Here is a 17,579-nt window from a genome sequence, read left to right as displayed (position 1 = left end):
CTAACTTTCTACATGTTGGCATGGCAGCGCCCGCCACACAATACCCATGAAGTAAATGTTGTGAAAAAGACTCTATTGTTTTCAACTGCACAATAGACGTAGAGGGAGGAAGCCCGCAGGCGGCGGCGCGCATGCGGGCTGGACTGCGCAGAAGTTGCTACTTATTCAAATTGCTTTTGCAAGTTACGTGCTTCGTCGGTCTGGGCGAAGCGCGCGTCGCTCATGGCTGCCTGCAATTGCTTGCGGGCGCCGGCCTTGTCGCCCTTCTTCCACAGCGCGGCCGCATAGTGGCCGCGGATGTCGGCCGCCTTGGGCGCCAGCTCGCTGGCCTTCTGCAGGATCGGCAAGGCGCGCTCGAGCTGGTTCTGTTCGGCCAGGATCCAGCCCAGGGTATCCATGATGGTCGGGTTGTCGCCGGCCAACTGCTGGGCTTTCTCGGCGGTAGCGAGGGCGCGCTTGTCCTTGACCTGCTGGTAAGACCAGGCCAGGTTGTTGAGCGCCAGCGCATTGTCCGGCAGCTTGGCCAGCACGGTTTCCAGCTGGCCGATGGCAGCCTTGTACTGTTTGGCCGCAATATTCTGTTCGGCTGCATACATCAGGCCCATGGGTTCGTCCGGATGGGCCTTGCGCCAGGCGGCCACCTGGGCATCGGCCTCGGCGGCACGGTTGGCAGCGCGCAGCGCGCCGGCCAGCTTGAGCATCAGCTCCGGCCGCGCCGCCAGCGTGAAGGCTTGCTGGTAAGGCGCCACGGCTTGCACCGGCTTGCCGGCCTGCATCTGCAAGTCGCCCTCAAGCAGGAAGCCGGCCGGCAGCTTGGCCTGGGATTTTTGCAGCTTGCGCGCGACCGCCAGCGCCTCGTCCGGCTTGCCCTGCATCACAGCCAGGTCGGCCTCCATCAGATGGGCCTGCACCGAAGCCGGGTCCAGCCCCAGCGCCTTTTTCACGCTGGCCTGGGCCGCCGGCAAATCTTTCTTTTGCACTTGCACGCTGGCCAGGTAGAGCTGGGCTTCCGCCGCCTTGGGTGCCGCCCCGGCCAGCTTGCTATAGGTTTCATAGGCGCCCGCCAGGTCGCCGGACATCTGCTGGGCCCGGCCCAGGAGCTCCAGCACCACCGGCGCCGCAGGATGCGCCACCTGCACCTTGCGCAATTGCGCGACTGCCTTGGCCGGCTGGCGCGTCTGCAGGTAGTAGCCGCCCAGGCGCACAGCCGGCGCCAGGGCTGCGGGGTCGGCATTGGCGGCCTTTTCCAGCCACTGCGCCGCTTCGTCGCGCTTCCTGGCCCGCTCGGCCATCTGTGCCAGCGCCGTCATGGCAGCGATATTGTCCTGATCCTTTTCCAGCAGTTTCAGCATATGCTGGCGCGCCGCCTCGGGCTTTTGCTCCATCATTTCGAGCTGGGCCAGGTTGGCCACCGTGCCATAGCTGGCCGGCGCCAGCTCCACCGCCTTGCTGAAGGCGGCGCGGGCGCCAGCCTTGTCCTGCCGGGCCAGCAGCACATGGCCGCGCAGCACGTGCAGCTCGGGCTCCTTGCCATGCTTGGCTTCCTGCTTGGCCAGCACGGCCAGCGCCTGCTCGTATTGGCCCAGGGCAAGCTGGCTGCGCGCCAGCGCCGTGGCGGCCGGCAGCGAGTCCGGTTCCAGTTCCAGCGCCTTGTTCAGCATGGCCAAGCCTTTGTCGCGCTCGCCCAGCATCAGGCGGGCGCCGCCCAGGGCGATGTAGCTGCCGGTGCGTTTCGGGTTCAGCGCGATGGCTTGCTCGAGCAGGGCGGCCGCCTTGACCGGCTGGCGCAGCATCATATTGCCCTGGGCCGCCAGTTCCAGCAGGCTGCTGTCGCTGACCTTGTCCTGCAGGGCCGGTTCCAGCGCCTTCAGCGCCTCGGCCGGGTTATTGCTGCGCAACAGCGTGGCCGCCAGCATTTTGCGGGCAAACGCATTGTCCGCCTGCACGCCGAGGTAGGTGCGCAGCTTGGCTTCGGCCTGCTTCAGCGAGCCGAGCTGGAAATCCACCGCGCCCGACAGCAATACGCTGGGCGGGTGGTTGGGCGCGCCCTTGGCGATCGCTTGCAGATTGTCGCGCGCCGCCGTGTAATTGCCGCGCGAGTAGTCGAGCAAGGCTTGGGTGTACAGCGTGGTCAGGCTGCGCGGCGCCGTCTTCTTGGCCGCGTTGATGGCGGCCTGGGCCGAATCGAGTTTGCCGGCCACGATGTCCAGGTAAGCCTGCTCCAGGTTGGCGCTGCTGTTGGTCGGGTCCAGCTTGAGCACCTCGGCAAAGGCCGCCCGCGCCTCTTCCGGCTTGGCCTGGGCGCGCAGCAACTCGCCCTTGAAGGTCAGCGCATTGATATTGCCGCCATCCTTGGCGATCGCCTGCTCGGTCAGCGCGCGCGCGCCCTCCAGGTCGTTGCCGATGGCCGCCAGGCGCGCCATGCCGGTCAGCGCGTCGGCGCTGTTGGGCTCGGCCGCCAGGGCCGACTGGAATTGCTGTTTCGCCTCGTCCAGCTTGCGCAGGCCGATCAGGGCCTCGCCGCGCAAGGCCAGCAGGGCCGGGCTGTGCTGGAATTTTTCGGTTTCGTCGAGCATCTTCTGCAAGTCGCCCAGGCGCAGCAGTGCCTCGGCCAGCAATAGTTCGCTCTGTTGCGGCTGGTATTTCAGTTCGAGGGCGCGGCGCGCTTCCTTTTCCGCCGAAACCGGGTCGCCCATCTGCAGCGACAGCTTGCCCAGCTGGTAGCGCGCCTCGCCGTTGTTGGGGTCCTTGGCCAGCGCGTTCTTGAGCTGGATCTGGGCGCCCTTGCGGTCGCCCTTTTGCTGCAGCTGCTTGGCATCGGCCAGCAGGCTTTCCGGAGTATCCGATTTGCAGCCGGCCAGCAATGCGCTGGCGGCCAGGGTGGCGGCGACGGCCAGCCGGGTTACGCGATGTGCCATGTTGTCCTTTGCTGATGTCGTTGTCATACGTTGCGGTGGGCGCGGAACCACTGCTCCAGCATCATCAGCACCCAGACCATGGTGCCGTGGTAGCCGGCATGTTCTTTCAGATGGGTACCGACCAGTTGCTCGATGAATTCGCCGCGCACCACCTTGCGTGCCTTGAGGTCGCTCAGGCTGTCCGCCGCCAGCTGCTGCAAGGCCTGGTGCTGCTGCAGCCAGACGCCGAACGGCAAGCCGAACCCGTGCTTCTGTTTGGTGATGATGGCATCGGGCAAGAAGCCGCGCAATGCTTCCTTGAAGAACCAGCGCAGCTGGGTGCCATTCAGCTTCTGCTGCGGGGTCAGGCCGGCCGAAAACGCCACCACCGCGTCGTGCAGGAAGGGGAAGGCCACTTCCACCCCGGCCAGTTCGCAGGCTTTCATCACTTTCGGCAAGTCGTTGTCGGCCAGGGTGACTTGCAGGTCCAGCGCCAGCATGCGGTTGATCAGGGAACGCGCTTCGCTGCGGCCGTAGTTGCGCTCCAGCGTGGCGATCGGGTTGCCGATGTCGGCCGCCGCCAGGAAGTCGTCGGTGAACACTTGCTGCGGGCCGTAGCGGCCCAGCAGGTTGTAGGTTTCCAGCCGCGCCGGCATGCCGAGCGAGGCTTGCTCGATATAGCTGCGCGCCTTGCGCAGCAGGCGAACCCGCTCGCCGCCGGGGAAATTGAACACGGCCGGTTCCAGCAGGGCCTTGCGCACCAGGCGCGGCACCCGCTCGTACAGCTCGAACACATGCTGCTTGGCGTAGCGCTCGTTGCCGCCGAACAGCTCGTCGCCGCCGTCGCCGCCGAACATGCGCTCGACGCCGTCGGCTTTGGCCATGCGCGCGCAATAGAAGGCCGGCACCGCCGAGGCATTGCCGAAGGGCTGGTCGAACACGGCCGCCACTTGCGGGATGGCATTGGCCACGTCGTCCGGCGTCACATAGTATTCGTGGTGGCGGGTGCCGAAATGGCGCGAGGCGATGCGCGCGTATTCCATTTCATCGTAGCCCTGGGCTTCGAAGCCGATCGAATAGGTGTCGGCCGCCACGCCGCCGACCTCGGTCAGCATGCCGGCGATGGTGGAACTGTCGGTGCCGCCGGACAAAAAAGCGCCGACCTTGCGCCCGCCCGCCGCTTCCTGGACGCTGCGGCGCAGCACCGACAGGAATTGTTCCTTCAGCTCGCCGAACGAGCGCTTGCCGTCTTCCTCGAACTGCATGCGCCAGTAGCTGTGCTCTTCGACGCGGCCTTGGCGGTAGTGCAGGTAGCGCCCGGGCAGCAGGCGCTGCTGGCCCTGGTACACGGTGCCGGGCGACGGCACCATATGGAAGTAGACGTAGTTGTACAGGCCCTGGTGGTCCAGCACGCCGGGCGTGCGCGGATGGCGCACCAGGGCATCGGCCGAACTGGCAAACACCAGGGTTTCGCCGGCCAACTGCCAGTGCAGCGGCTGGATGCCCATGCGGTCGGTGGCCAGCAGGGCTTCGCCGCTGCGCTCATCGAGGATGGCCAGGGTGAAGCAGCCATGAAGCTGCGCGCAGGTGCGCTGCGCGCCTTGCGGCCACAGCGTGGCTACGGTGGCGGCCACGCCCTGGCTGGCAGCCTGCGCTGCCAGCGCCGGGTCGACCAGGCGCGGCTGGCCCCACAGGGCGACCAGCAAGCCATCGCGCTGGCAGACGTCGGCGCTGCCGGCCTGCGCCGCCACCGCCACGCCGCTGCGCTGGCCGGAGCGGGCCTGCAGCACGCCCTGGTCGAAGCGCGACAGCGGCGCTGCCATCTGCTCCAGCAATTCCGGCGCGGCGGCCAGCCCAATCCATCCACAGATCCCGCTCATACGCTTCCCTTCCGCTTACACGAAGACTTCGACCGCGGCCGGGTGGCTGAGGAAAGCCGCCGGACTGGCCGTGGCGCCATAGGCGCCCGATTGCAAGACCACCACCAGGTCGCCGGCCTGCGCCCGGCCCAGTTCCATCTGGTCGGCCAGCAGGTCGAGCGGGGTGCACAGCGGGCCGACCACCGAGGCCAGCTCGCGCGGGCCGCCGGCCACCCTGGTGCCGACCAGCACCGGATAATTCTTGCGGATCACCTGGCCGAAATTGCCGGAGGCCGACAGGTGGTGGTGCAGGCCGCCATCGGTCACCAGGAACACCTGGCCGCGCGATTCCTTGCGCTCCACCACGCGGCACACATAGGCGCCGGCCTCGCCCACCAGGTAGCGGCCCAGTTCGATCACCACGTCGGCGCCCTGCAGGCGCGGCCGCACTTCATCCAGGATGCGCGCCAGGTTGGCCCCGACCGCGGCCAGGTCCAGCCGCGCTTCGCCCGGGAAATAGGGAATGCCGAAGCCGCCGCCGATATTCAGGATGCGCGGCGCGCGCGGCGCCGCTTCGGCCAGGCGCAGCGCCAGCGCGAAGGTCTTTTCGTGGGCTTCCTGCAGCGCGGCAGCCTTCAGGTTCTGCGAGCCGCTGAAGATGTGGAAGCCATGAAAATCCAGGCCCAGTTCGCCGATCCGCGCCAGCATGGCCGGCACCCGCTCGGCATCGACGCCGAACTGCTTGGGGCCGCCGCCCATCTTCATGCCGGACGACTTCAGCTCGAAGTCCGGGTTGACCCGCACATTCACTTTCGGCACGAGGCCCAGGCGCCGGCCGGCAGCGGCAGCACGCTCCAGCTCGCCTTCCGACTCCAGGTTCAGCACGATGCCGGCGGCAATCGCGCAGGACAGCTCGGCCTCGCCCTTGCCGGGGCCGGCAAAACTGATCCTGGCCGGGTCCATCACGGTATCGAGCGCTACCCGCAGTTCGCCGCCGGAAGCGACGTCGATGCCGTCCACCAGGGTGGCCATATGCTGCACCACGGCCGGCATCGGGTTGGCCTTCATGGCGTAGTGCAGGTGCACGTCGGCCGGCAGCGCGGTACGCAGTTCGGCCACGCGCTGCGTCATGGCGGCGCGCGAGTAGGCATAGAACGGGGTCTGGCCGACGCGGGCGGCCAGGCGCGGCAGCGGGATGCCGCCAATCAGCAGGCAGTCGTCTTCGACGGCAAACTGCAGCAGCGGCGCGTGCTGCGGACGGCGCGGTGCCTCCATGCTCATGCGCCTTCTCCAAAGACGTTCTCGTACTGGGCCGACAGCAGCTTGCGGTCGATCTTGCCGTTCGGGTTGCGCGGCAGGCTGGCCTCGGCAATCACCACCTTCTGCGGCAGCATATAGGCCGGCAGGTGCGGCTTGAGCGCGGCCAGCAGGTCGGCAGCGGTCAGCGCCACGCCTTCGCGCGGCCAGGCCACCACCACGATGGCCTGGCCCAGCGCCGGGTGCCGCACGCCCAGCGCGGCCGCTTCGGCCACCTGCTCGCGCGCATACACCACTTCCTCGACTTCGGTGGGCGAGACGCGGTAGCCGGAAGTCTTGATCATTTCATCGTTGCGGCTGATGAAGTAGAGGAAACCGTCCTCGTCCTTGCGCACCGTGTCGCCCGACCATACCGCCAGCTCGGTGAGCGGCAAGCCGTAATGGCGCGGCGCGATCGGCTTGAAGCGTTCGGCCGTCTTGGCCGGGTCGTTCCAGTAGCCGAGCGAAACCAGGGCGCCGCGGTGCACCAGCTCGCCCGGCTCGCCCGGCGCGCATTCGGAACCGTCCGGACGCAGCACGGCCACTTCCGCATTCGGGATCGCCTTGCCCATCGAATCGGGCCGGCGCTCCAGTTCTTCCGGCGGCAGGTAGGTCGAGCGGAAGGCTTCGGTCAGGCCGTACATCAGGAAGGGCCGCGCCTTGGGCAGCGCGGCGCGCAGCGCCGCGAGCGTCGGGCGCTGCATGGCGCCGCCCGAATTGGTCAGGTAGCGCAAGCTGCAGTCGGCCGGCCAGGGCAGCGGCGCCAGCTGGATCCACAGCGGCGGCACGGCAGCCAGGCCGGTAATCTTTTCCGCCACCACGGCGTTCAGCACGTCGCGCGGCAGCAGGTGGTTGATCAGCACGGCCGTGGCGCCGGCGTGGAAGGCGGTGGTGAGCTGGCTCAGGCCATAGTCAAAGCTCAGCGGCAACACTGCCAGCAGGCGGTCGGCCGCGGTGTTCTCCAGGTAGCTGGCGACGCTCCTGGCGCCGGCCACCAGGTTGCGGTGCGACAGCACCACGCCCTTCGGCTTGCCGGTGCTGCCCGAGGTGTACAGGATGGCAGCCAAGTCGCCGTCGATCACCCGGTGCGGCGCCGGGGCAGCCTGGCTGCCGGCCAGGGCGGCGTCCCAACCCAGCACGTCCACCCCCGGCAACGCGGCCGGGGCGCCGGCGCCGACCGCGAGCACCAGCTTGAGGTCGCGGCAATGGGCCAGCGCATCGCCCAGCAGGCGCAGGCGGTCGACCGACGTCACCAGCACGCGCACATTGCAGTCGGCCAGGATATAGGCCACCTGCTCCGGTTTCAGCAGCGGGTTGACGGGCACGAAGGCGCCGCCGGCAGCCGCGGCGCCAAACATGGCAGCCACGTTCTCGACATTCTTTTCCATGTAGACCGCCACCCGCTCGCCCAGGCCCAGCCCTTGCGCCAGCAAGGCGTCGCGCGTGCTGCGCACCAGGCCGGCCAGGGCGGCGTAGTCGAGGCGGCGCGCGCCATACACCAGCGCCTCAGCCTGGGGGCTGCGTGTTGCGCTGTCGAAAATGAACTCGTGTACCAGGTCGCTCATGCGGCGGCCCTCCTGAAATCTGGATCAAATGACAATTGTATGTGCAACTCATTGCTCCGGCAACGCGCGCCGCCAGCCGGCCTGCCCCGGCGCCGGCGCGCGTTCGCGCTGGCGCAGGCGGCGCGTGGCGCGGCCGATGGTTTCATGCAAGGCACCGGCCAGGCCGGCCAGGGTGCGTGGCTGGTACGCAACAATACCCCAGCGTTCGCGCCGCTCGCTCATCCAGAGTTGCTTGTAAGGATCGTCGCCCTGCAGGTAATCGACTTCCTGCACCCGCTCGACGTCCATCACATGCTGCATCAGGTGCGCGCTCAGCAGGGTGCCCGGCGCATACGGCTTGGCTGACTCATCATAGGCCAGCTTGTAGATCATGGCCTTGCCATTACGCACAATCCAGAACTGGGCGGCGACAGCCTTGCCGTCGAGCCAGGCCAGGCCCAGGCGCAGGCTGCCCTGGGCCGCGCACAGGCGCATCAGGCCGGGCAGGAAGGCCGGATACGGTTCCGGCACTTTCCAGCTATGGGCGTACACCGCCTCGTAGGCGGCGATGGCGTCCGGCAGCTGGGCGCCGCCGGTGACGATTTCCAGCCTGCCGCCGGCCTGCGCGAATTTGCGGCCCATGCGCTTCAGGGTGCTGCGCACGGCGCCGGGCCGGGCCGCCAGGTAGGCCGGCCAGTTGCTGTCGGTGGTCAGGAACCAGTTGCCGAAGGAGAAATACTCGAACGGCAGCCAGCCCAGCCTGCGCAGCGCATCGAGCAGCACCTGGTAGGCATGGCTGGCGGGGTCCATCGGGCTCATGGTCAGGTGGCTGGCGCCTGGGAAGTCGCGCTGCACGGCAGCCAGCAGCACCAGCAGGTCGGCCGCCTTCAGGCAGGGGTGGAAGGCCGGCTGGTACAGGGAGGTGTAGAAATTGCTCAGCGCGTGCAGCTGCCAGCCACCGCTGTGCTGCACCGCATGCAGCGGCAGCACGGCCTGCACCTGGCCATCGCGCCGCAGCACGTAGAAACGCACCACGTCGTCGCAGTCCATGACGGTTTCGATCAGGTTGCGGTACCAGTCGCAACCGGCGTCGCTGCTGCCCTGCCCGGCTTGCTCGATGCAGGCGCGCACATCGTCCGGCAAGGCTTCGACGCTGCCGATGGCGTCGACCGTGTAGCGGCCGTTGGCCAGGGCCTGGCGCTGGCGCTGCTGGCCGCCCATCACCTGGCGCAGCTTGGCCAGCGCTTCCACCGCGCTGTAGCGGTACAGGGTGTCGTGCTGGATCCAGCGCTGGGCGGTGCCCCATTCCAGCAGGTTCTGGTCGGCATCGGTGTAGAACTCGATCACCTGGCCGGCAAACTGGGTGAAGGCGCGCCGCAGCAGCTCGTGCAGCAGCAGCCGGCCCGGCGCATAGCGCGCAAATTCGGCATCGTAAGCGGTCTTCATCATGACCAGCATGGCGCCGCGCGCCAGCACCAGGCGCGAAGCGACCAGGCGCTCGCCGAACCACAATTCGTACACCAGGCCGCGCCCTTGCTGCGCCGCCCCGGCCAGCACGCTCTGGTAGAAAGGCAGCTGGCCGCCGTGGCTGATGGCCGTGCCTTCGCGCCCTTTCCAGCTGGCCCCTTCCAGCGCGGCATAGCGCGCCACCGCCTCCAGCACGGCGGCCGGCGCGCTGACCTCGGTGTAGCGCGGCGCCAGGCCGTCGCTCACCACCCGCTTCTGGTAGCGCCGCATATTCGATTGCAGGCCGCGCGAGCGCGACGACCAGTAAGCGTCGAAGCTGCCCTGCAAGGTCACCTGCATGGTCAGGGCGTGGTTGCTGTGCAGCTGGAAGGGCCGGCTGACGGCGTTCACGCCGCCCACCAGCGGGTCGTTGCACAGCAGGTCGAGCTGCACGGCGCCGGCCGGCAAGCTGCGGCACAGCCCGTCGAGCTGGCCGCGCTCGGCCACCAGGGTCGGGCCCAGCTGCAGCTGCGGCGGCAGGAAACTGGCCCAGCGCATGCGGCTGTGCGGGCGCAAGATGCACATGCCTTGCACCTGGCCTTGCTGCTCGAGCCAGAACAGTTGTTCGTCGCCGCGGCCGAAATGCTGCAGCAGGGCATCGACAAAGCCGCTGTCAAGCAAGGGATGGTTGCCGCCCACGCGCTGGTTCAGTGCATCCCAGCGCGCGGCATGGCTGCCCAGGCCGCCGCGCAGCGGCGCCGCTTGCCAGCGCTTCATGCGAGCACCCGCCGCAGCTGGCGCCCCATCCACTCGAGCTGGTCCGCTTCCAGGCCCTGGTGGCACGGCAGGTGCAGCAGGCACAGGCGATAACGCCGGGCCACCGCGCAGTCGCTGCTGGCCAGTTCATCCCAGCGCCAGATCGGCAGGCCGGCATGTTTCAGGGCCGCGAACCGGCTGTCGTCGGCCAGCAGCAGCGGGAACATATAGGGCGCGCAGCCGTCCGGCAGGCCGGGCCACAGCGGCTGCGCCTGCGCCAGGCCGGCCACCTGGGCCGCCCAGGTGGCGTAGTGCTGGCGGCGCCGGTGGGCCAGCCGTTCGGGCCGGCTATGCCGCATGATCCAGCGCGAGCCGGCCAGGCCGCTGCTGGCGGCCAGGGCCGCCTGGTACTGGCGCGAAGGCGCGCCTTCGCTGCTGCGCACGTCGACGCCGCAGGGCGCCTGGGCGGCAGGCGGCGCCGGGACGCGCGCCGGGCGCCCGCGCCGCCAGGCATCGCGCCAGCCGCGCGCCTCCTGCAGCCAGCCGCGCGGCGCCAGCGCTTGCGGCGCCGCGCCCCACAGCAGGCCGCCGTCGGCGCAGCCAAAGAATTTCGAAGGGCTGGCCACCACATAGTGGCCGCTGCCCGGCTGGCAGAGCGGGGCGCGCTGCAGCGCCACGGGCCAGGCGTGGGCGCAGTCTTCGACCAGGGCCACGCCGTGGCGGCGGCACAGCGCGTGCACCGCCGCCACCGTGGCGGGGGCCTGCGGCAGGCCGAAATAATGGGTCAGCAGCAGCGCCGCCACGCCCCCTTCGGCCAGGCGCGCCGCCAGCGCGTCCAGCGCAGGACTGAGGTCGCCCGCCAGGGGATAAAAGCGCACGGCGCCGCCCAGCGCCAGCGCCGGGTCGAGCATGGTGCGGCAATGGTAGGCCGGCGCCAGCAAGGCGCCGCGCGCGCCGACCCCGGCCGCCGCATAGGCGGCCGCCAGCGCGTAGCGCCCGCGCACGAAGTGCTGGCCATGCGCAGGCCAGGCCGGACCGGCCAGCAGGCGCAAGTCGCCCAGGCGCAAGCCGGGCAGCACCGGCACGGCCGGCGGCGGGAAATGGCAGGCAGACGGATCGAAACGCAAGAACTCCAGCATCGGGGTGCCCACCGGGCTAGTTGAATCAGCTAAGCTTACCACTCGGCCTTCTTCCTCAGCAAAGAATAGTATTGGCGTGTTATTTTATTCCAAAAACAACAATAAACATGCGAAATCGGCAATAATTTATTTTTTGCCCGGAATGGCACAGCGGCGCTCCCGGGGGCAGGTATACTGCGCACTGACCGCAATCCTGGAGCATCACATGTATTTGGAAGAAGTAAAAGCCATCCTGATCGACGTCCTGGCACTGGGCCCTGCCGGCCAGGCGCTGGAGCAACACTCGGCCCTGCTGGGCAGCCTGCCGGAACTCGATTCCATGGCAGTCGTGCAACTGATCGGCGCGCTGGAAGAGCAGTTCGGCTTCAGCATCGACGACGACGAGATCAGCGCCACCACCTTTGCCACCCTGGGCAGCCTGGCCGCCTTCGTGCAGCACAAGCTGACCGCGTAAGGCCATGGCCACGGCGCCCCAAGCCTTGTTCCTGGCGCATGGCGCGGCAGCGCGCTTTGCGCTGTACCATGCGCCGGCGGCGCCGTGCCGCGGCGCCTGGCTCTACCTGCATCCGTGGGCCGAGGAAATGAACAAGGCGCGCCGCATGGCCGCGCTGCAGGCGCGCGCCCTGGCCGCCGCGGGCTGGGCCGTGCTGCAGCTCGATCTGCATGGCTGCGGCGACAGCGCCGGCGACTTTGCCGACGCCAGCTGGGACAGCTGGCGCGCCGACGTCGCGCTCGGCCTGGACTGGCTGCAGGCGGCCGTGGGCGCGCAGCTGCCGCAGGCGCCCGGTCTGTGGGGCTTGCGCCTGGGCGCGCTGCTGGCGCTCGACTATGCAGCCCGCCCCGCCGGCCGCGCGCCGTCGCAACTGCTGCTGTGGCAGCCGGTGCTGCAGGGCACCAGCCACCTGACCCAGTTCCTGCGCCTGCGCGTGGCGGCGCAGATGCTGGGCGAGGGCAACGGCGAGGGCGGCACCGACGCGCTGCGCGCCACGCTGGCCGGCGGCACTGCGCTGGAAGTGGCCGGCTACACCGTGGCCCCGGCCATGGCCGGGGCGCTCGACCAGCTCGACGCGGCCCGCCTGGCGCCGCCCTGCCCCGTCAACTGGCTGGAAGTGGCGCCGGCCGCAGGCCGCCCGCTGTCGCCGGTGGCGCAGCGCGTGCTGCAAGGCTGGCAGGCGGCCGGCGTCGATGGCCGCGCCCAGTCCGTGGCCGGGCCGCCCTTCTGGGCGACCCAGGAAATCGCCGAAGCGCCGGCCCTGCTGGCCGCCACCTGCGCCATGCTGCAGGAGGCTTGCCATGCTTGACGAGCGCGCGCTGGCTTTCGCCTGCGAGGGCGAGACCCTGGTCGGCATCCTCAGTCCGGCCGCCACGGCGGCGCGGCGCGGCGTGCTGGTGATTGTCGGCGGCCCGCAATACCGTGCCGGCAGCCACCGCCAGTTTGCCCTGCTGGCGCGCCAGCTGGCGGCGCGCGGCATCCCGGCGCTGCGCTTCGATTACCGCGGCCTGGGCGACAGCAGCGGCGCCGCCCGCACCTTTGAAGACGTGGCCGCCGACATCCGCAGCGCCATCGACGCGTTCCAGGCCGCCGTGCCCGGCCTGCAGGAAGTGGTGCTGTGGGGCTTGTGCGATGCCGCCGCCGCCGCCCTGTTCTATGGCCAGCGCGACCCGCGCGTGACCGGCCTGGTGCTGCTCAACCCCTGGGCGCGCAGCGCGGCCGGCCTGGCGCGCAGCACGCTCAAGCATTACTACTGGGCGCGCCTGCGCGACCCGGCCCTGTGGCGCAAGCTGGCGCGCGGCCAGTTCGCGCTGGGCGCATCGCTGCGCTCCCTGCTCGGCCTGGTGGGCGCGGCACGGCGCCAGCCCGCCCCTGCCATCGCCCCGGCGGCGCCGGCCTTGCCGCGCGACGGCAGCGCGCCGCCGCTGACGCCCGACCTGCATGCCCGCCTGCTGGACGGCATGCAAGCGTTCCGCGGCCGGGTCCTGTTCATCTTCAGCAGCGCCGACCTGACGGCGCAGGAGTTCCTCGACATGTGCAAGGCTTCGCCAGGCTGGCAACGCCTGCTGGCCAAACCGTCCGTCCAGCAGCATACGCTGGACGGCGCCGACCATACCTTCTCGCGCCGCGCCTGGCGCGACCAGGTTGCCGACTGGACCGGCGCATGGGTGGCGGCATGGTGAAGCGCGTCCTGATGGTGGCCTTCCACTTCCCGCCGCTGCGCGGCAGCAGCGGCATCCAGCGCGCGCTGAAGTTCGCGCAATACCTGCCGGCGCTGGGCTGGCAACCGCTGGTGCTGTCGGCCCACCCGCGCGCCTATGCCAACCAGGGCCCGGACCAGATGGCGGAAATCGCGCCGCAAGCCGTGGTCAGGCGCGCCTTTGCCCTCGATGCCGGACGCCACCTGGCGTGGCGCGGCCGCTATTTCGGATTCACCGCCTGGCCCGACCGCTTTGTCAGCTGGTGCCTGGGCGCGGTGCCGGCCGGCCTGTCGCTGGTGCGCAAGTACCGCCCGCAAGTGATCTGGAGCACTTACCCGATTGCCAGCGCGACCCTGATCGGCTACCTGCTGCACAAGCTGAGCGGCTTGCCCTGGGTGGTCGACTTCCGCGACCCTATGACCGACGAGTTTTATCCGCGCGACCCGAAAGTGCGCGCGATCCAGCGCTGGATCGAGCGCAAGGCGGTGCACAATGCGGCCCTGGTGGTGTGCACCACGCCCAGCGCCATCGTCACCTATACCACGCGCTACCCGCACCTGCCGCGCCAGCGCTTTACGGTGCTGGAAAACGGCTATGACGAGGAAAACTTCCGCAGCGCCGGCGCGCTGGCGGCGCCGGTGCCGGCCGCGCGCCCGTTTACACTGGTGCACAGCGGCATCATCTACCCGTCCGAGCGCGACCCGCTACCGCTGTTCCGCGCCCTGTCCGAGCTGAAGGCGGCCGGCGCGCTCGATGCCAGCCAGCTGCACATCGTGCTGCGCGCCACCGCCCACGATGACTACGTTGGCGCCCTGCTGGCGCAACACGGCATTACCGACCTGGTCAGCCTGGCGCCGCCGGTGCCCTACCAGGCTGCGCTGGCGGAAATGCTGACGGTAGACGGCTTGCTGTTACTGCAGGCAAGCAATTGCAACCACCAGATCCCGGCCAAGCTGTATGAATACCTGCGCGCGCGCCGCCCGATCATGGCCCTGACCGACGCCGCCGGCGATACCGCCGCCACCTTGCGCGCGGCCGGTGTCGATACCATCGCGCCGCTGGACGACAGCGCCGGCATCAAGCAGGGCTTGCTGCATTTCCTGCAGCTGGCGCGCGCCGGCCAGGCGCCATTGCCCACGCCCGCGGCCGTGGCCGCCGCCTCGCGCCAGGCCCGCACTGCCGAACTGGCACGCTTGCTCGATAGCCTGCTGCCGCAATCTCGCGCCTTGCCCGCCACGGCAAGCTCAACGGAGGAAGTATGAAGACTCGCATGCTGCTGCTGGCCGCCTGGTGCGCCAGCGCGATTCCCGCCAGCGCCCGCAACTACTGCGGCGAGCCGACCGGCCAGGAATGGGATTACCGGACCGCCACGCCGCAGATGATGAGCGTGCTGGAGGGCCGCCACTTTACCCAGGATATCGAGATGGGTATCGCCGGCTATACCGGCAAGCAGGGCGATCTCGGCACCGAGTATGACTATACGCTGACCAAGATGCCCAACCATCCGCGCGCCCTGAATTCCGTGGTGCGCCTGGCGCCGCGCTATTCGAGCGGCAAGATGCCGGGGGCGCGCATGCTGATCGAATGCTATTTCGAGCGCGCCGTGCGCATCTTTCCGGATGATCCCGCCACCTGGTTCGCGTATGCGCGCTACCAGTTCCTGAAGGGCAAGGATGCCCAGGCACTGAGCATGATGGAAAAGGCCCATGCGATGTCGCCGGACGATGCCGCCATCAATTACAACATGGGCCTGGTCTACGCCAAGCAGAAGAAGTACGAGCAGGCCCTGCCCTACGCGCAAAAGGCTTATGCGCTGAAATTCCCCTTGCCGGCCCTGAAACAGATGCTGGTCAAGGCCGGCAAGTGGGTGGAACCGCCGCCGGAAATGGCCAGCGAGGCGGAGCAGGAAGCGCCGGCGGCCGCAGGCGAGGTGCCGGCCGCTGCGGCAGGCGCGGCAGCTTCTGCGGCAGCGGCCGCTCCTGTCCCGGCCGTCCAGCCGGCTGCGCCCGCCCCTGCCACCAAGCCATGATGCGCCTGCTGTGGCGGCGCGGCGCGGCGCTGGCCTGCTTTGGCCTGCTGCTGGCAGCGGCCGGCGTCTATCCGGCGCCCAAGCTGTTGCTGGCCGTGCTGCTGGGCGGCTACATGGCCGTGCTGCTGTGGCGCCCGCACGCCTGGCTGCTGGCCGTGCCGGCCCTGCTGCCGGTACTGGACTTTGCCCCCTGGACCGGCTGGTTCTTCCTGGAAGAACTGGACCTGCTGCTGCTGGCCACCTGCGCCGCCGGCTACTGGGCCCTGGGCCGCACGCCGGCACCCACCAGGCTGCCCGGCCCGGCGCGCTTCGCGCTGGGCTTGTTCGTCCTGTGCTACGCCATTGCCGCCTGGCGCGGCATGACGCCGCTGGCCCCGCTCGACGCCAATTCCTTCGCCAACTACACCAGTCCCTATAACGGCTTGCGCGTGCTGAAAGGCGTGCTGTGGCCGCTGCTGCTGCTGCCGCTGCTGCGCGCCACCGCCGGCGAGCAGGGCAGCAACCTGCAGCGCCTGCTGGTGCCCGGCATGATCCTGGGCCTGGTGGCCTGCAGCCTGGCCGTGGTGTGGGAGCGCCTGGCCTTTCCCGGCCTGTTCAATTTCTCCAGCGATTACCGCCCCACCGCGCCGTTTTCCGCCATGCATACGGGCGGCGCCGCGCTGGACGCCTACCTGGCGATGGCCTTCCCCTTCGTCACGCTGTGGCTGGTCAACCACCCGCCGCCGCGCCGCCTCGCTTGCGGCCTGGCGGCCCTGGCCCTGGGCCTGTTTGCCGGCCTGACCACCTTCTCGCGCGATATCTACCTGGCCTATGCCGCCGCCGGCGGCGTCATTGCCGTGCTCGGTTCAGCCCACCATTTGCGCAACGGCACGCTGAGCGGGCCCAGCATGGCGGCATCGGCGCTGATGCTGGTCCTGACCTACTGGGTGCTGAGCCAGGTATTCGCCTTCGGCGGTTACCGCGGCCTGGGCGCGGCGCTGGGCATGCTGGCCACGGCGCTGCTGCTGGCTGGCGCCGCGCCGCGCATACCGAAACCGCTGGCGGCCGGCGGGCTGGCCCTGCTGTTGCTGCTGGTGGTCGGCGCCATCGGCTTGTTTGCTCCGGCCGGCGCCACCGCCAAGGGCGCCTATGTCGCCTATGCCCTGCCGCTGCTGTGCGCCGCCGGCGGCACCGTCCTGCTGGCACTGGGGCCGCAGCCGCAACGGCCGTGGGGCGTGCTGCTGCTGGCGGCCGCATTGCCGGCGCAGACGCTGGCCGCGGCCCTGGTGGCGCGCCATTACGGCGGCAACGATGCGCTGCCGGGCATTGCGCTGGCCGTGGCGCTGGCCCTGGCCATGGGCGCCAGCCGCCTGCTGCCGCAGCCGCCCTGGAAGCTGGAGCGGGGCACGCTGACCGTAAGCTTCTTCAGCGCCATCGTGTTTGCTGCCCTGATCCCGATTTCCAGCAGTTACCACACCGGCACGCGCTTCGCCACGGTCGGCAACGATATCAACGTGCGCCTGGCGCATTGGAGCGAAGCACTCGGCATGATGGACGACGATGCCATGACGGTGGCCTTCGGCCAGGGCCTGGGCCGCTACCCGGAGGCTTTCACCTGGCGCAACACCCACGGCGAGGTGCCCGGCACCTTCAGCTATGCCGAGGAGCCGAACAACCGTTTCCTGCACCTGGGCGCAGCCCAGTATGCAAAAGGGTTTGGCGAGGTGCTGCGCATGCTGCAGCATGTCGACGTGCAGCCGGGCAAGCGCTACCAGCTCAAGCTCGACATTCGCCGCAAGAGCGCCGATGCCTCGCCGGTGGCGATGGTGTGCCTGCGCTGGCTGATCTATCCGCTCGATTGCAGCGTCGCCAAATTCGGCAAGCTGACGCTGGCCGATGGCTGGCAAACCATCACGGGCGAACTGCCGCTGCGCAGCGCGCGCGGCGCGTGGGGCGCGCCGCTGGTGCTGGAGCTGTACAACCGCTCGCACAAGGCGCCGCTGGAAATCGACAATGTCAGCCTGGTCGAACTGGAAACCGGCCGTGAACTGCTGCGCAACGGCAGCTTCACCGACGCCAACGATTTCTGGTTCTTCAGCAGCGACCGCAACCACATGCCCTGGCACGTCAAGAATTTCGCCATCAACCAGGTGTTCGAGCTGGGCTGGGTGGGCCTGGTGGCGACGGCCTTCCTGCTGCTGGCGGTTGGCGGGCGCATGGCGGGGCGCGGCCTGGCGGGCGACAGCTACGCCGCGGTATGCCTGGCTTCGCTGACCGGCTGCATGATGGTCGGGCTGTTCGATTCCATCACCGACGTGCCGCGCCTGACGATCGTGTTCCTGCTGATTGCCCTGGCGGGCAGCCTGAAGGCGGCGCGCAAGCGCGTCAAGGTGCGCCGCCAGCCCGCCGGCGCCGATCTCGATACCGATGCCGTGACGTAG

General features: G+C 69.3%; 11 protein-coding genes and 1 pseudogene. 6 read left to right on the top strand and 6 right to left on the bottom strand.

Annotated features, from left to right (window positions below):
• Window positions 1–161: 161 nt before the first annotated feature.
• The 6 genes and pseudogenes from prsT to ACWBU6_RS02660 form a co-directional block, all read right to left on the bottom strand.
• Complete coding sequence (gene prsT / locus ACWBU6_RS02685; protein ID WP_452647336.1) at window positions 162–2,918, bottom strand: XrtA/PEP-CTERM system TPR-repeat protein PrsT; 2,757 nt, start codon at window positions 2,916–2,918, stop codon at window positions 162–164.
• Window positions 2,919–2,941: 23 nt separating this feature from the next.
• The gene (locus tag ACWBU6_RS02680; protein WP_452647335.1) at window positions 2,942–4,777 is read right to left on the bottom strand and encodes an asparagine synthetase B family protein; all 1,836 of its coding nucleotides are present in this window, start codon (window positions 4,775–4,777) and stop codon (window positions 2,942–2,944) included.
• A gap of 15 nt (window positions 4,778–4,792) precedes the next feature.
• Window positions 4,793–6,037, bottom strand: coding sequence for a pyridoxal-dependent decarboxylase, exosortase A system-associated (locus ACWBU6_RS02675; RefSeq protein WP_452647334.1), 1,245 nt, complete (start codon window positions 6,035–6,037; stop codon window positions 4,793–4,795).
• Window positions 6,034–7,617, bottom strand: coding sequence for an acyl-CoA ligase (AMP-forming), exosortase A system-associated (locus tag ACWBU6_RS02670; protein WP_452647333.1), 1,584 nt, complete (start codon window positions 7,615–7,617; stop codon window positions 6,034–6,036). The genes ACWBU6_RS02675 and ACWBU6_RS02670 overlap by 4 nt, the downstream gene beginning before the upstream one ends.
• A 48-nt stretch (window positions 7,618–7,665) precedes the next feature.
• Window positions 7,666–9,819, bottom strand: a complete 2,154-nt coding sequence (locus tag ACWBU6_RS02665; RefSeq protein WP_452647332.1) for a GNAT family N-acetyltransferase — start codon at window positions 9,817–9,819, stop codon at window positions 7,666–7,668.
• A 569-nt stretch (window positions 9,820–10,388) separates the two neighbouring features.
• Window positions 10,389–10,937: pseudogene (locus tag ACWBU6_RS02660) on the bottom strand (DegT/DnrJ/EryC1/StrS family aminotransferase); the annotation flags it as partial.
• Window positions 10,938–11,142: 205 nt separating this feature from the next.
• Between ACWBU6_RS02660 and ACWBU6_RS02655 the strand changes: the two are divergent.
• Genes ACWBU6_RS02655 through ACWBU6_RS02630 form a run of 6 tightly spaced genes read left to right on the top strand, consistent with a single transcriptional unit; the run spans window position 11,143 to window position 17,579 of the window.
• Window positions 11,143–11,391 carry an acyl carrier protein gene (locus ACWBU6_RS02655; RefSeq protein WP_452647331.1) on the top strand — a complete coding sequence of 83 codons (249 nt, stop codon included), beginning with the start codon at window positions 11,143–11,145 and terminating at the stop codon, window positions 11,389–11,391.
• Between the two features lie 4 nt (window positions 11,392–11,395).
• Complete coding sequence (locus ACWBU6_RS02650) at window positions 11,396–12,238, top strand: hydrolase 2, exosortase A system-associated (protein ID WP_452647330.1); 843 nt, start codon at window positions 11,396–11,398, stop codon at window positions 12,236–12,238.
• Window positions 12,231–13,112, top strand: a complete 882-nt coding sequence (locus ACWBU6_RS02645) for a hydrolase 1, exosortase A system-associated (protein ID WP_452647329.1) — start codon at window positions 12,231–12,233, stop codon at window positions 13,110–13,112. The genes ACWBU6_RS02650 and ACWBU6_RS02645 overlap by 8 nt, the downstream gene beginning before the upstream one ends.
• Entirely contained in the window at window positions 13,106–14,392 is a 1,287-nt protein-coding gene (locus ACWBU6_RS02640; protein WP_452647328.1) for a glycosyltransferase, read from the top strand. Before ACWBU6_RS02645 ends, ACWBU6_RS02640 begins: the two co-directional genes overlap by 7 nt.
• A complete protein-coding gene (locus ACWBU6_RS02635; protein WP_452647327.1) occupies window positions 14,389–15,159 on the top strand; it encodes a tetratricopeptide repeat protein in 771 nt (256 codons plus the stop codon). The genes ACWBU6_RS02640 and ACWBU6_RS02635 overlap by 4 nt, the downstream gene beginning before the upstream one ends.
• Window positions 15,156–17,579 (top strand): hypothetical protein, encoded by a 2,424-nt coding sequence (locus tag ACWBU6_RS02630; RefSeq protein WP_452647326.1) that lies wholly within the window; start codon window positions 15,156–15,158, stop codon window positions 17,577–17,579. Before ACWBU6_RS02635 ends, ACWBU6_RS02630 begins: the two co-directional genes overlap by 4 nt.

This window comes from Pseudoduganella sp. HUAS MS19 (assembly GCF_053615455.1).
The sequence above is the reverse complement of the archived record's forward strand: the minus strand, read 5'-3'. Positions and strand labels throughout refer to the sequence as shown.

Coding starts and splice junctions, on each gene's coding strand:
- prsT (WP_452647336.1), bottom strand. CDS start 2,918: ATGGCACATCGCGTAACCCGGCTGGCCGTCGCCGCCACCCTGGCCGCC.
- ACWBU6_RS02680 (WP_452647335.1), bottom strand. CDS start 4,777: ATGAGCGGGATCTGTGGATGGATTGGGCTGGCCGCCGCGCCGGAATTG.
- ACWBU6_RS02675 (WP_452647334.1), bottom strand. CDS start 6,037: ATGAGCATGGAGGCACCGCGCCGTCCGCAGCACGCGCCGCTGCTGCAG.
- ACWBU6_RS02670 (WP_452647333.1), bottom strand. CDS start 7,617: ATGAGCGACCTGGTACACGAGTTCATTTTCGACAGCGCAACACGCAGC.
- ACWBU6_RS02665 (WP_452647332.1), bottom strand. CDS start 9,819: ATGAAGCGCTGGCAAGCGGCGCCGCTGCGCGGCGGCCTGGGCAGCCAT.
- ACWBU6_RS02655 (WP_452647331.1), top strand. CDS start 11,143: ATGTATTTGGAAGAAGTAAAAGCCATCCTGATCGACGTCCTGGCACTG.
- ACWBU6_RS02650 (WP_452647330.1), top strand. CDS start 11,396: ATGGCCACGGCGCCCCAAGCCTTGTTCCTGGCGCATGGCGCGGCAGCG.
- ACWBU6_RS02645 (WP_452647329.1), top strand. CDS start 12,231: ATGCTTGACGAGCGCGCGCTGGCTTTCGCCTGCGAGGGCGAGACCCTG.
- ACWBU6_RS02640 (WP_452647328.1), top strand. CDS start 13,106: ATGGTGAAGCGCGTCCTGATGGTGGCCTTCCACTTCCCGCCGCTGCGC.
- ACWBU6_RS02635 (WP_452647327.1), top strand. CDS start 14,389: ATGAAGACTCGCATGCTGCTGCTGGCCGCCTGGTGCGCCAGCGCGATT.
- ACWBU6_RS02630 (WP_452647326.1), top strand. CDS start 15,156: ATGATGCGCCTGCTGTGGCGGCGCGGCGCGGCGCTGGCCTGCTTTGGC.